Origin of the sequence: Pseudomonas triticifolii, assembly GCF_014358015.1 — a bacterium.
Lineage (GTDB): Bacteria > Pseudomonadota > Gammaproteobacteria > Pseudomonadales > Pseudomonadaceae > Aquipseudomonas > Aquipseudomonas triticifolii.
The window spans coordinates 1-13824 of the sequence record NZ_JACONV010000001.1; the positions used below are offsets into that span (position 1 = coordinate 1).

The 13824-nt window shown below is 61.7% G+C and carries 12 protein-coding genes; 3 read left to right on the forward strand and 9 right to left on the reverse strand.

Annotation, left to right across the window (positions count from 1 at the left end):
- Nucleotides 1-214 precede the first annotated feature (214 nt).
- The 9 genes from H8S56_RS00005 to H8S56_RS00045 all read right to left on the reverse strand — a co-directional run bounded on the left by H8S56_RS00005 (nt 215) and on the right by H8S56_RS00045 (nt 10999).
- Nucleotides 215-1117: an AEC family transporter gene (locus H8S56_RS00005; RefSeq protein WP_187517474.1), complete on the reverse strand. Its 903-nt coding sequence runs from the start codon at nt 1115-1117 to the stop codon at nt 215-217.
- Between the two features lie 74 nt (nt 1118-1191).
- Nucleotides 1192-2715 carry an amidase gene (locus tag H8S56_RS00010; protein ID WP_187517475.1) on the reverse strand — a complete coding sequence of 508 codons (1524 nt, stop codon included), beginning with the start codon at nt 2713-2715 and terminating at the stop codon, nt 1192-1194.
- Nucleotides 2716-2972: 257 nt separating this feature from the next.
- The gene (locus H8S56_RS00015) at nt 2973-4121 is read right to left on the reverse strand and encodes a M20 family metallopeptidase (RefSeq protein WP_187517476.1); all 1149 of its coding nucleotides are present in this window, start codon (nt 4119-4121) and stop codon (nt 2973-2975) included.
- Nucleotides 4118-5545 carry a M20 family metallopeptidase gene (locus H8S56_RS00020; RefSeq protein ID WP_187517477.1) on the reverse strand — a complete coding sequence of 476 codons (1428 nt, stop codon included), beginning with the start codon at nt 5543-5545 and terminating at the stop codon, nt 4118-4120. The genes H8S56_RS00015 and H8S56_RS00020 overlap by 4 nt, the downstream gene beginning before the upstream one ends.
- Nucleotides 5542-6552: an ABC transporter ATP-binding protein gene (locus tag H8S56_RS00025; protein WP_187517478.1), complete on the reverse strand. Its 1011-nt coding sequence runs from the start codon at nt 6550-6552 to the stop codon at nt 5542-5544. Before H8S56_RS00025 ends, H8S56_RS00020 begins: the two co-directional genes overlap by 4 nt.
- On the reverse strand, nt 6549-7550 hold the full coding sequence (locus H8S56_RS00030) for an ABC transporter ATP-binding protein (RefSeq protein WP_024694162.1): 1002 nt from the start codon (nt 7548-7550) through the stop codon (nt 6549-6551). The genes H8S56_RS00025 and H8S56_RS00030 overlap by 4 nt, the downstream gene beginning before the upstream one ends.
- A 16-nt stretch (nt 7551-7566) precedes the next feature.
- Complete coding sequence (locus tag H8S56_RS00035) at nt 7567-8475, reverse strand: ABC transporter permease (protein WP_024688877.1); 909 nt, start codon at nt 8473-8475, stop codon at nt 7567-7569.
- Nucleotides 8476-8483: 8 nt separating this feature from the next.
- On the reverse strand, nt 8484-9401 hold the full coding sequence (locus H8S56_RS00040) for an ABC transporter permease (protein ID WP_024688876.1): 918 nt from the start codon (nt 9399-9401) through the stop codon (nt 8484-8486).
- Nucleotides 9402-9478: 77 nt separating this feature from the next.
- Complete coding sequence (locus tag H8S56_RS00045) at nt 9479-10999, reverse strand: ABC transporter substrate-binding protein (RefSeq protein ID WP_187517479.1); 1521 nt, start codon at nt 10997-10999, stop codon at nt 9479-9481.
- Nucleotides 11000-11193: 194 nt separating this feature from the next.
- Here H8S56_RS00045 and H8S56_RS00050 point away from each other — a divergent pair, with 194 nt between their 5' ends.
- From H8S56_RS00050 to H8S56_RS00060, 3 genes are all read left to right on the forward strand, one after another.
- The gene (locus H8S56_RS00050) at nt 11194-12102 is read left to right on the forward strand and encodes a LysR substrate-binding domain-containing protein (RefSeq protein WP_024694164.1); all 909 of its coding nucleotides are present in this window, start codon (nt 11194-11196) and stop codon (nt 12100-12102) included.
- A gap of 182 nt (nt 12103-12284) precedes the next feature.
- Nucleotides 12285-13190 carry a GTP cyclohydrolase FolE2 gene (folE2, locus tag H8S56_RS00055; RefSeq protein ID WP_187517480.1) on the forward strand — a complete coding sequence of 302 codons (906 nt, stop codon included), beginning with the start codon at nt 12285-12287 and terminating at the stop codon, nt 13188-13190.
- An 11-nt stretch (nt 13191-13201) separates the two neighbouring features.
- Nucleotides 13202-13762: a gamma carbonic anhydrase family protein gene (locus H8S56_RS00060; RefSeq protein WP_024688872.1), complete on the forward strand. Its 561-nt coding sequence runs from the start codon at nt 13202-13204 to the stop codon at nt 13760-13762.
- The last annotated feature ends 62 nt before the right edge of the window (nt 13763-13824 follow it).

Below are 13824 nucleotides of genomic sequence, written 5' to 3' on the forward strand. Positions count from 1 at the left end.
CACAGGGATTGTGTTAGTTCAGTGGTTAGGTGATGTTGCCCGGGCTTATGGCAAAGCCCTGCGTAAACTGAAGAAACGACTTTTATCGTGGGAGGCGGCTTGCCTGCGATGGCGTCAATTCAGGCACTGATTTATGTGATTGCCTACGCGTTACCCAAGTAGCGCATGACAGGCGTGAGGGGCAGCAACCGCCCCTCATGCTTCGCCCTTTCAGCTAGCCCGTCAGGCTCACCAGCCACACCCACAACGGCAACGTCGCCGCCGACAGGACGGTGGTCAGGCAAATCGCCGAGCTGGTTTTCTGCACATGCGGCACGCTGCGCGCAAAGCCCAGCACATTGACGCCCGCAGGCCCTGCGGCCATCAGCACCAGCACGCCTCGCGACAGACCTTCAATGCCCAGCAGCATGCACGCCAGCAGTACCAGCAGCGGCATCAGGAACAGCTTGCCGACGGTAATGCCGAGCGCCTGCGGACTGGGTGTGAGTTTGAAACTGGACAGGTTGGAGCCCAGCACGATCAGGGCGCAGGGCAGCGCGGCCTGAGCGAGCCAGGTGGCCAGGTGATCAGCCCATTCAGGCAGAACAAGGCCCGAAAGGTTGACCACGATCCCCAGTAAAAGGCCAATGATCAGCGGGTTTGCCAGGCTGGCGAACAGCGAGCGCGTATTGAAAGGCTGATCACCGGCCAGGCTGTCGTACAGGCTCTGGAACGTGAACAGCGTCAGGCTGTGCACGGCGATGACGGTGAACAGCAACACCAGCCCTTGATTGCCGAACACGCCGACCACCAGCGGAATGCCGATCAGTATGTTGTTGGAAAAGCTGGCTGTCAGGCCGAAGGGTGTCGAGGTGGTGCCAGCGCGGTGCATCGCCAGATTGACCAGTACAAACACCAGCAAGGCCGGAACGAAATACGCCGCCAGTACCCGCAAGTCGAGGCCGTCACGCAACGGCGCCTCGACCATGCCGGTGAACAGCACCATCGGCAAAAACAATTTGAAGGCCAACACGCTCAACGCCTTGGTGCTTTCGACCGTCAGGGTTTTGCGTTTGCCCAGTACATAGCCGAGCACAATCAGCAGGAAAACGGGGAGGATGGCTTGCAGAACGGCCACGGGCTCTGGCTCCTTGAGGACATGGCCGTGCAGTATGAACCAGCGATGCACGTTTACCTATGCGCTGAAGCCGCCTACATGGCCCCGATATCCATCCGCGAGGCGTGCGAGCCTTCGTGGATCGGCGGATGGGTGACGATGTGCGTCAGGTCCACGGCCGAGGCCAACAGGTTTTGCAGATCGGGGCGGGGGCGACACACCCGTGAATCGGCCGACGTGGCCTGCTCCAGCGCATGGGCGTAAGCCATTAGTGTGGCATCACCACGAAACCCGCCAATCAGTTGCAGGCCGAATGGCATGCCCTTGTGATCGGTGCCGCACGGCAGCGACAGGGCGGGGTTGGTGGTCAGGGTGATGGTGTAGCAGAGCGCCAGCCAGCGATAGTAGTTGTCCAGTTGCACGCCGTTGACGTCCCGTAGGTACAACTCGCTCCACGGAAACGGCGAGACAGGCGTGGTTGGCGCGATGATCAGGTCGTAGCGCTCGAATTGCTTCTGAAAGCTGCGGAACAGGCGACTCTGCTCGGCGTGCGCCTTGACGCAATCCTGCAGCGACATGGCCGCGCCCATGTCGAAATTGGCGCGCGTGTTGGGGCCGAGGGCGTCGGGATTCTTGTCGTGGGCATCCTGCAACCCGGCGACAAAGGCCTCGGCGCGCAGCACGTCGAAGGTACGGTGCGCGCTGCCTAGGTTCAGGTCGATGGGCTCGCAGGACTTGAACAGTGATTGGAGGATGCTGATCTTTTCCCGAAACACGCTGCGAATCTGTTCATCCACGGCGCAGGTACCGAAGTCTTCGCTGTAGCCGACACGCAATGTGCTGAGGTCAATAGTGCGCGGCGTGAACTCATGGTCTGCCACGGCATAGCTCAGCGGATCGCAGTGCGCCAGACCCGCGCTGGCACGCAGTTGCAGAAGCGTGTCAGCGACGTTGCGCCCCATCGGCCCGACCACCGACAGCGGTGTCCAGCCCAGTTTCTTGCGCTCGCTCGGCACAAGGCCAGGGGAAGGGCGCAGGCCGACGATGCCACACAGCGCAGCGGGTATGCGCAACGAACCGCCGGTGTCCGAACCGCTGCACAGTGGCACCATGTCCACCGCCAGCGCTGCGGCCGAGCCGCCGGACGAGCCGCCTGCGTTCAGTTCGGGGTTGAACGGGTTGCCTGTGGCACCCCACACCACATTGCGCGTGTTGGCGCCTGCGCCCAGTTCAGGAACGTTGGTTTTGCCGACCATGATCGCCCCGGCACGGCGCAGACGCGCCACCAGCAGATTGTCGTGGCCGGGGATATTGTCGCGAAACAGCTGCGAGCCGTAGGTGGTGAGCACGTCTGCGGTTTCTTCCAGATCCTTGATGCCGATGGGCAGACCGTGCAGCAAGCCCAGCGGCTGGCCTTGCATGACGGCTTGTTCGGCCTGTACCGCTTCTTCCCGTGCGCGTTCGAAACAGGTCGCGGCGAAGGCGTTGATCTTTGGATTGAGCGATTCGATGCGCTGGATGCTGGCGCTCAGCAATTCCACCGGCGATAGCTGCTTGTTGCCGATCAGGGCGCGCAGCTCGGTGGCGGATTTTTCCAGCAGGTCGGATGAAGCAGGCATGTGGTTTCCTCACGTAATGATGATTGGCCGGAGATCACACTGATCATTCCCACGCTTGCGCTCAGGGTTTTACGCAGCCTTGCAGCAAACATCGGACTGTGGGAGGCGGCTTGCCGGCGATGACGCCAGTCCATTCACTGCGATGGCGCGTCATAAATCGCATCGCCGGCAAGCCGCCTCCCACAGGTTATGCATTTAATCGGGCACGCTCGTTTTGGCCCCGTTTTTCGCGTCTTCCGGGCACAGCAACCCCATCATCAATCCGCCAGCCCCACGATGGTCGCCACCAACGCCTGGCCGCGTGGCACGAGGGTATCGAGTTCCAGGTATTCGCGGTCCGTGTGCACTTTGCCGCCTACCGGGCCCAGGCCGCACAGGGTCGGGATGCCGAGGCTGGCGGTGAAACCTGAGTCGGCGCAGCCGCCGGTGAATTCGCCGTCCACGCTGAAACCCAGTTCTGCCGCAACACTCTGGTATATCTGCAACAGCTCGTGGCTGTGTTGCGCTTCCATCGGCAGGAAGGTCGTGGCTTCCAGCAGTCTGGCCGATGTGCCGGGCCGTTCTTCTGTGTCAACAATGGCCTTAATGGCCGCGAGTATTTCGTCCCATTGGCGTAGCTCGATAAAGCGCACGTCGAGCCTGGCCGTGGCGGTAGGTGCCACGGTGTTGCTGGACGTGCCACCGGAGATCAATCCCACGTTGGTGGTGATGCCCGCCGGATAATCGGTCAGCGCGTGCAGCTTGATCACCTTGTGCGCCAGCGCCTCAATGGCGCTGGCACCGTCGGCATGGTTGACGCCCGAGTGCGCAGCGCGGCCGCTGACCTCAATGATCAGGGTTGCGCCGCCTTTGCGGGCGCTGACCACATTGCCGCTGGCCCGGCCCGGTTCTGGATTGAGCACGGCGCGGGCTGCCCTGGCGTACCGTTCAATGTGGACACGGGCACTGCCTGAACCGATCTCTTCGTCACCGGTGTAAAGAATCTGCACCGGAAACGGCAACGGACCGGCGCGCTTGAGTGCCTTGAGCGCAAAACAGTTCAGCACCAGACCGCCTTTCATGTCGGCAACGCCGGGTCCGTAGGCCAGCTTATCGTCACGCGTATAGCCACGGGTCGTGGTCGTGGCCTTGGGGAATACCGTATCGCGATGCCCCAGCAGCAGGACCGGTTTGCCTGGCCCTCCGGGCAGCTCAGCGAGCAACACATCGCCGAAACCCTCGACCGCGATACGCTCGACGCTGATCCCGTCGGCCTGCAGTTGTGCCGTAAGCAGGTCGCCGACCGCATCGACACCGGCCTTGTCGTAGCTGTTGGAGTCGGTGTCGACCAGTTGTTGCAGCAACGCCTCCATGGCGTCGAATTGCCCGGCCAGCCATTGTGTCGCCTTGAGTTGCGTCTGATTCATTGGCCTGTTTCCTGTGCCTGATGTTCGCGGGCCAGACGTGCGCCGTCGTTGCCCAGGTCCCAGAATAGCCCGGCCATGATCTGCAGGCTTTCTTTCACTACTGGCGCCAGCAGATGTTCGTCGGGTGCGTGCTGCGAGCACGCCGGGTAGGAATGCGGCACCCACACGGTGGGCAGACCAAGCACTTCGGCAAACACATCGTTGGGCAGCGAACCGCCGAGGTTTGGCAACAACGCAGGCTTTTTGCCCGTGGTCCTGCTTAGCGACTCCAGCGCCCAGCCGACCCAGGGGCTGTTGGGTGACAGGCGCGTGGCGTGCATCACGTCCATGCGCGTCTGTTGCACCTCGACCTGAGTGAACCCGTGTGCATCCAGATGCGCCCGCACCGCCGGGACGAAGGTCGTGTAATCGCTGTCCACCACAAAACGTATGTGACACAGCGCGTGGGCCTTGCCGGGGATCGCATGCACGGGCGCGTCCGGGTTGCCGGTCTTGAAGGCAAGCACATCCAGCGTGTTCCAGCCGAAGACTTTCTCGCTCAGCGACAGACCCGGCTCGCCCCACTGCGGATCAATGACCGGATCGCCCGGTCCGCCGCCGACTTCAATATCCGCCAGTGCTGTACGTACTGCGTCGGGTATGGCGGCTGGCATCAGGCCTGCGACTTTGACCCGACCGTGCTCGTCCACGAGGCTGGCGATGGCGTTGGCCAGAATGATGCCCGGGTTGGCCAGCAGCCCACCCCAATTGCCCGAGTGATGTGCGCCGTCGCGCAAGTGCACGCTCAGCTCGAAGTTGAAAACACCACGCGAGCCGAGAAACAGTGTCGGTCGTGCTGCCGCCAGACGCGGCCCGTCGGAGGCGATGAAAATATCGGCGGCCAGCGCTTCGGCGTGTTGCTGACAAAACAGACTCAAGCCCGGCGAGCCGTCTTCCTCGCCCATCTCCAGCAGCAGTTTGACGTTGAAGCCCAGCTTGCCGTCCCGCGCTTTGAGGGTCTGTTCGAGTGCGGTCAGGTTGATCAGATGCTGGCCCTTGTTGTCCGCCGTGCCTCGGCCATACCAGCGCTCGCCGCGTTCGACTACCTGCCACGGCGAGAGGCCCGGCTGCCATTGCGCGTCGTAGCCGCGTACGACATCGCCGTGCCCGTAGCTAAGCAGGGTCGGCAGCGAAGGGTCTTCGATGCGGGTGGCAATCATCAGCGGCCCGCGCCCGGCGACCGGGTTGTCATGGATGTGGGCGGTGAAGCCCAGCCGTTCGACATGGGGCGTGATGAAATCGGTGAGATAGCGGTACAGCTCGGGCAGACTTTGCGGTTCCTGGCTCTGGGTCGGGTACGCGACGCTCTCGCCGAGCAGGGCGAAGAAGGCACCGTTGTCGAACTGTTCGGTGACGTTGTCGATGGCGTGCGAGCGGCTAGTCATGAGGGAATCAGCTCCAGGGTTTTCGGGGTTTCACGCAAATGGCAACGTACGGTTCCGCCTTCCATGTTGTCAGCGGCGGGGTAGTGGTCCTTGCAGACCGTCATGCAACTGGGGCAGCGCGGATGAAACGCACAGCCGGAAGGGGGTGACATGGGATTGGGAAAAGCACCCTGCAGACCCAGTTCGGGAACACCCAGATGCGGATCGGGCGTGAGCACCGAGTCCAGCAGCGCCTGGGTGTAGGGGTGGCCGGGCCGGGCGAACAGCGATTCGCGGCTGCGCTCTTCGACGATTTTGCCCAGGTACATCACGGCCACCCGGTCGGCCAGATGTTCGATCACGGCCAGGTTGTGGCTGATCAGCAAATACGTCAGGCCGAATTCCTGCTTGAGGTCCTGCAGCAGGTTGAGAATCTGCGCCTGAACCGACACGTCCAGCGCAGAGGTCGGTTCGTCACAGATCAGCACGTCCGGACGCATCACCAGCGCCCGTGCAATCGCCACGCGCTGGCGCTGCCCGCCAGATAACTGGCTCGGATAACTGTCGATTACCCGCTTGGGCAAGCCGACCACATCCATCATCTCCTCGGTGCGTTTGCGGCGCTCGGTGGGCGTGCCGATGTCGTGCACGATCAGCGGCAGGGTGACGATCTCGCGCAGGGTCTTGCGCGGGTTGAGCGAAGAGTAGGGGTCCTGAAAGATTGGCTGGATGCGCCGCGCCATCTCCTTGCGATCAGTGCCCGCCAGATGCTTGCCGTTGACCAGCACATCGCCGCTGCTGGGTGCCAGCAGACCCAGCAGCATCTTGGCCAAGGTACTTTTTCCGCATCCGGATTCACCGACCAGCCCCAGGGTTTCGCCCCGCATCAAGCGTAGTGACACGCCATCGACGGCTTTCAGCGTGGCAGTCGGTTTGAAAAAGCCCCGGCTGATGGTGAACTCGCGCCGGATGTCACACAGCTCCAGCGCGATGTCCTTTTTCACAGGTGTTTTCAATGCCTGATTCATGACCGTGCGCCCTCGCGATGAAACACCGGTTCTGTGCCTGATGCGGCAAACAGGCAGCGGGTCATGTGGTCTTGCCCGTAAATGGCGGGCACGTCATCGGCGCAGGCGGGAATCGCTTGTGAGCAACGGTTGCGGAAGGCACACCCCTGTTGATCGCCGACGAGGCTGGGCACCAGGCCCGGAATCGAGCCCAGCGGCTGACCCGGCTGGGTACGTCCTGGAATCGGAATGCTCGCCAGCAGCCCGCGTGTGTAAGGATGCTGCGGGTGTTCAAACAGCTCGACGGCCGGAGCGGTCTCGACGATCTGCCCGGCGTACATCACGGCTACTCGGTCGGCGATGCGGGCGACCAGCCCCAGATCGTGAGTGATGAAGATGACCGCCAGCCCCAGTTCTTTCTGGATGTCGCGGATTAGCCGCAGGATCTGCGCCTGAATGGTCACGTCCAGTGCCGTGGTCGGTTCATCGGCGATGATCACGTCCGGCTCGCACATCAACGCCATCGCGATGATCACCCGCTGACGCAGACCGCCGGACAGTTGATGCGGATACTGGCGCAGGCGCTCGGTGGCATTGCTGATGCCGACCTTTTCCAGCATCTGCGCGGCCCGCAGCAAAGCGTCCTTGCGCGACACCTTGCGATGACGAATCAGCACTTCGCTGAGCTGGTCGCCAATGCTGTAAGCCGGGTTGAGCGAGGTCATGGGTTCCTGGAAGATCATTGCCAGCCGGTTGCCGCGCAGGTCGCACATCTGGCGTTCGCTCTGGCCCAGCATGTCGATGCCGTCCAGGGTCAGCCGGGTTGCGGTGCGCCGCGCCTTGCGCGGCAACAGATCCATGAGCGCCAGTGAGGTCAGGGATTTGCCACAGCCCGACTCACCCACGATGCACAGCATTTCGCCGCGTTCGACCTGAAAGTCCAGACCGCGTACTGCGTGCAGCGTGTCCTGCCCCAAGGGGATATCGACCCGCAGGTTTTCAACATGCAACAGCGCCATGTCCGAATCTCCTCTGTCAGTTGCGCCCGTCGGGCAGGATCAGGTCGCGCAGGCCATCGCCGACCAGGTTGATACCCAATACCAGCACCATCAGCGCGATACCGGGAATGGCGATGACCCATGGGGAAAAGAACATGTAAGGTTTGCCCTCGGCGATCATCAGGCCCCAAGAGGGAATGGGCGGTTGCACGCCGACACCGAGGAATGACAGCGCCGACTCCAGCAGGATGGCGTGGGCCATTTCTAGCGTGGCGACCACGATCAGCGCGCCGACCAGATTGGGCAGGATTTCACTGGCCAGAATGCGCAGGGTCGAGCAGCCGAGTGCCTGGGCCGAAGCGACGTATTCGGCATCGCGAATCTGCTGCACGGCGGCACGTACGACGACGGCGAAACGGTCCCACAACAGGCAGCCGAGCAGGATGATCACCACCTTCAGCGAACCACCGATCAGTGAGGCCGAAGCCAGGGCGATCATAACCACTGGCATCGCCAGACGTGTCGTGATCAGGTAGCTGATGACGGCGTCCACCTTGCCGCCGAAGTAACCGGCGAGCAGGCCCATGATGGTGCCGATGACGCCGGAAATCAGCGCCGCCGAGAAACCGATGAACAACGAAATGCGTGCGCCGTACAACAGCCGCGACAGGTAATCGCGCCCCAGCTTGTCGGTGCCCAGTACATAATCCCACGTCCCGTTGGCCATCCACACCGGGGGCTTCATGCGCAGCATCACGTCTTGAGTGTAAGGGTCATAAGGCGCGAGCCATGGCGCGAACAGCGCGCCCAGCACGATGATCAACAGCAGCACGGCGCCGATGGCAAAGCCGCGATGGCCCAAGCTCAGGCGCAAGGTGCGCAAGACGCTTCTGGCCGGGGGCTGGTAATCATTGATCACCAGCGGGGATGAGGTGGTTGTGCTCATGGAACCTCCTATCGGACGCGGATGCGCGGGTCGAGCAGTGCGTTGAGCACATCGGCCAGCAGGGTGAGGACGATGTAGATCACAGCGATCAGCAGCACCACCGCCTGCACCACCGGGAAGTCGTCACGGGCAATCGCGTCCCAGGCCAGTTGGCCGATGCCTTGTAGCGAGAACACGGTTTCGATGACCACCGAGCCGCCGAGCATGAAGCCGAACTCCACGGCCGCCAGCGCCACCACCGGAATCAGTGCATTACGCAGCGCATGCTTGAACAGCACGGTGCCGGGACGCAGGCCCTTGGCGCGCGCGGTGCGGATGTAATCGGAGTTGAGCACGTCGAGCATCCCGGCGCGGGTCAGGCGCATGATCGCTGGGGTGGCGTAGTAGCCCAGCGCGATGGCTGGCATCACGAAATGTGCCCAGGTCGAATTGCCCGACACCGGCAGCCATTTGAGCGTCACCGAGAACACCACGATCAGCATCAGCGCGAACCAGAAACTCGGCATTGCCTGGCCCAGCACGGCGATGCTCAACGCCAGTCGGTCGATCCAGGTGTCGCGTTTCACCGCCGCCAGCACGCCCAGCGGAATGGCGATCAACAGCGCGATACTCAACGCCATGGCGCCCAGCCCGAGGGTGATCGACAGGCGCGAGGCGATCAGGTTATAGACCGATTCCTGAAAGAAGAACGAGTCGCCCAGGTCCAGGCGCAACACATCGCTCAGCCATTCGAAATACTGGGTGACCAGCGGCTTGTTGAGGCCGTATTGCACGCGGATCTGTTCGATCTGCTCGCTGGTGGCTTCCGGGCCACCGATGGCGGTCGCCAGGTCGCCGGACAGGTGCAGCAGGGAAAAGCTGATCACCGAGACGGTAATCGCGACGCACAGGGCAATGCACAGGCGGCGTAGAAGAAATCCAGACATGGCACGTGACCTTGTATCCATGGAATGGCGTGGTGAGCCTTGTGCAAGAAGGCTTCACCGATGGGCGCTGGGTGCAGCTATTTCCAGCTCGACAACACGAACCGCGGCAACTCGTCCGGGTACGGCCTGAAGTTCAGGTCCGAGACATAGGCGTAGTTCATCGAGTAGTTGAACAGCGGCGCCCAGTAGGCCTGCTCGCTGATGCGCTGCAACGCCTTGCGGTAGTTGTCCTTGCGCACCTGCGGGTCCAGCGCGTTGTCGGCGGTCTGCAGCCAGCTCTGGACTTGCGGGTCCTTGATATTGTCGTCGGGGTTGCCCTTGAACCACGTGCCTGCCGAGGCGGAGGTGTCGAGGATCGAGAACGAACCCCAGGCCTGGAACGACATGGGCACCTTGCCGCCGCGCTGCTGGTCACGCAGGGCGGCGTATTTCAGGTAACGCAGCTTGGCGTTGATGCCCACGGCACGCAGATTGCCGATGATCGCCTCGACGTAGTCGCGGTCGCGGTAGGCGAAGATCTCGGTTTCAAAGCCGTTCGGATACCCTGCTTCGGCCAGCAGCGCCTTGGCTTTGGCCGGGTCGTAGTTGTAGACGGTGGCCGCTGTGGTGTCGCAACCGAACTGACCCGGGTAGCAGGCCACTTGCAGCGGTTTGCTTTCGCCGCCTACCAGTTGTGACGCCAGGCCTTCGCGGTTGATGGCATGGTTGATCGCCTGACGCACCTTCAAGTGCTTCATGGGCGAGTCGGCCGTCGAGGTGCCCCGCGCGTCGAGAATCAGAAAGCCGATGCGCATGGTCGCGCCGCTGGTGACCACCAGATTGGGCATGGCCTTGAGGTTTTCGGCCTGATCCGGCGCGACGCGCCAGGTCCAGTCGATACCGCCGGTCATCAGCTCTGCGAGGCGGGTTTCAGCGTCAGCGATCACGCGAAAGTTGATGTGGCTGATTTTTGGCTGGCCCTGCGGACTGTCCTTGAAGTAGTCCGGGTTCCTGTCCATTTTCACGCCTTCGCCCGTCGCAATGGCAATGACCTTGTACGGACCGGTGCCGATGGGTTTGCGGCTGAAGCCTGCGAGACCGACCTGCTCGAAATACTTCTTCGGAAACATGGGGACTGCGTTGGACAGGTATTCAAGTGCAGGCGGGAAGGGCTTTTTCAAGTGCACGCGGACGCTGTAGTCACCGAGCTTTTCAGCGCTCTTGATCCAGTCAACGTTCTGCACCGTGACCACCTTGGACTCGGGAGACACCACGTAATTGAGGGTGAACACCACGTCATCGGCGGTGAACGGGTCGCCGTTATGAAATTTCACGCCTTCGCGCAGCTGGAAATCAAGGGTGGTGTCGTCCACCTGTTTCCAGCTGGTCGCCAGCATCGGCTCGTACTTGCCGTTGTCGGGGTTGCGGTAGACGAGGTTGTCCCAGATAAGGCGACCGAGGATCACGCCTTCGCGCAAATCGTTGTGGTAGGGACTGATGTTTTCCGGCTCGCTGTCGGACGCGTAAACCAGTGTGTCGTCGGCCTTGCCGGCGAAGGCGGAAAAACTGGTGAACAGGCCCAACAGCGCGATGCTGCGAGCGAAACCCTTGATGCCCATGCCGTCGTCTCCCAAAGGCGAAGTGGTTGTATCAAAGGGCAGTGGGTCGCAAATGCGAGAAGGGATGTGTTGCGCGGCCGTGATTTTCTTTTGGTCTGCCAAGGGCCTCGACATGACTCTAGGCAAAGCGTATCAATGCCACAAGCACAATATTTCGAACCTTTCATTGCCAAAAAGGCAACGCAGGAGGCGCTATGCAGCTCTACGGCGTTCAATCCACCGCCTTGCGCTATTTTCTCGAAGTCGCGCGTTGCGGCTCGATCAGCGAGGCGTCCATCAGGCTAAACGTCGCGTCATCGGCGGTCAGTCGGCAGATCAGCAAGCTCGAGCGCGAACTGGACGCGGTGTTGTTCGAACGTCAGGCCCGGGGCATGGTGCTGAGTGAAGCAGGCACTCGCCTGGCAGCCTACGCCCGTAAATCCCAGCTTGAGGCCGAGCAGGTGGTGCTGGAAATCACCGAGTTGCAAGGCCTGCAACGGGGGCATGTACGGCTGGCCTGCTCCGAAGGCTTCGCCCTGGATTTTTTGCCGCAGTGCATCGCCCGGTTCCGACGGGTGTATCAGGGCATTCACTTTTCCATGGAAGTCTGCGCGCCCGCGCAGGCCACCGAACGTGTGCGTTCAGGCGATGCGGATCTGTGCCTGACCTTCAGCCTGACGCCGCAGAATGAAATCAAGGTCGAGCACGTACACAGCGGCGCGATTTGCGCCGTGGTCAGCCCCAATCATCCGCTGGCGTCACGTACGGAAGTGGCGCTGGCCGAACTGCAGCCCTACGCGATTGCGCTGACCAACACCGATACCACCCTGCGCCAACTGTTCGATATCTGCTGCGGCGTTCAGGGCCTGATGTTCGATCCAGTACTGACCAGCAACTACATTGGTGCGCTGCTGCGTTTCGTGCGCGAGGAGGGCGGGATCAGCCTGTCCAGCGAAATGACCCTGGACAAGCGTGTCCAGGAAAAACAGCTCAAGTCGCTGCCGATCAGCGATGAAGGCATGAAAGCGCGGCGCATCGAACTGCAAAGCATGGCCGGCCGCAACCTGCCTGCGGCCGTGGCGGCCTTTCGGGATTTTCTGATCGAGGAGTTGATGAAGACCTGAAACCTGTGACCTAAATTTTCCAAGGATGCCTGCGTATAAGGTGAGGTCCTGACACCTGTTCGGTTGATGTTGCTCGTTCGGATGATGTTATAGTGTAACAAATAAGCCAGGGCGGCTTGAGGTGCCCTGTGACATCAGGCCTCGCTTGCACGGCGACGCCAGCCAACGAGATGAACGACCCCATGAACAACTCCCTCCCTGATGTTGCCTTGACGGAACCGTCCTCGGCCCTGATCGCGCTTGACTGGGTCGGCATGCACGGCATCGAAGTACCAATACGCTTGAGCGAAGAGGGCGTCAGCCAATCGGTACATGCCTACGTCGACCTGCACGTTGATTTGGCCGACCCCAGCGTCAAGGGCATTCACATGTCGCGGCTGTACCGTCTGCTCGACCGCTTTGCCGAAGAGCGTGCGCTCAACGTCGCAGCGCTGTCGGACCTGCTTGAGGCCATGGTCGAAAGTCACGCCGACTGTCACTCGACCCGTGCCCGCATCAAGCTGAATTTCAACCTGCTGTGCCGCCGCCCTGCGTTGGTTACCGACGGGCTCAGCGGCTGGAAGTCCTACCCAATCGTCATTGAGGGCCTCTGGGAAGCGGGCCGTCTGTGCCTCGATTTCTCGGCAGACATCACGTATTCGTCCACCTGCCCGTGTTCGGCGGCGCTGTCGCGACAGTTGCTGGAAAGCGCGTTTATTACCCGTTTCGACCGGCAGACCTTCGTCGACACCATGCAGGTCGCGACCTGGCTGCGCGAGCATGGCTCGCTGGCCACGCCGCACAGCCAGCGCAGCGTGGCGACGGTTCAGGTACGCGTGCCGGAACATGTCACCGAGCTGGGTCTTATGACGCTGATCGACACTGCCGAGCGTGCGCTGGGGACGCCGGTCCAGACGGCCGTCAAGCGCGCCGACGAGCAGGCTTTTGCACGGCTCAATGGCCAGAACCTGATGTATGTCGAAGACGCCGCCCGCAAGGTCCAGCAGGCGCTCGAAGGCCTGTACCCGGCCTCGTGCGTCAGCGTGCGCCATTTCGAAAGCCTGCACCCACACGATGCCGCTGCACAAACGTCTACCTACCCGTCCTGAGGCTTGCCACCGTGATCCGTAAAAACCCGTCCGGCCATTTGCCGGTAATTGCTGAATCCGCCTACATCGACAAGACCGCGATTATCTGCGGCAAGGTCATCATCCAGGACAACGTGTTCGTCGGGCCTTATGCGGTGATCCGCGCCGATGAAGTCGATGCCACCGGCGACATGGAACCCATTGTGATCGGCGCCAACTCCAACATTCAGGACGGCGTGGTGATCCACTCCAAGTCTGGAGCAGCAGTGAACATCGGCGAGTTCACCTCGATTGCGCACCGCTCCATCGTGCACGGACCTTGTCAGGTTGGTGACCGGGTATTCATCGGCTTCAACAGCGTGCTGTTCAACTGCAAGGTCGGCAACGGCAGTGTGGTGCGCCACAACTCGGTGGTCGATGGCCGCGACCTGCCGGAACATTTTTACGTGCCGTCCACTACCCGGATCGGGCCTAATACCGACCTGTCGCAATTTCCACCGGTGAGCATTTCGGCCTCGGAGTTTTCCGAAGACGTGGCGCACACCAATATCGATCTGGTGCGCGGCTACAAGGCGCTGCAGAACGAGTTTTAACCGGTGTCGAAGGGCTTCCCGTTTCTGTACCGGGAAGCCAGCAATACACAGGACAATCGACA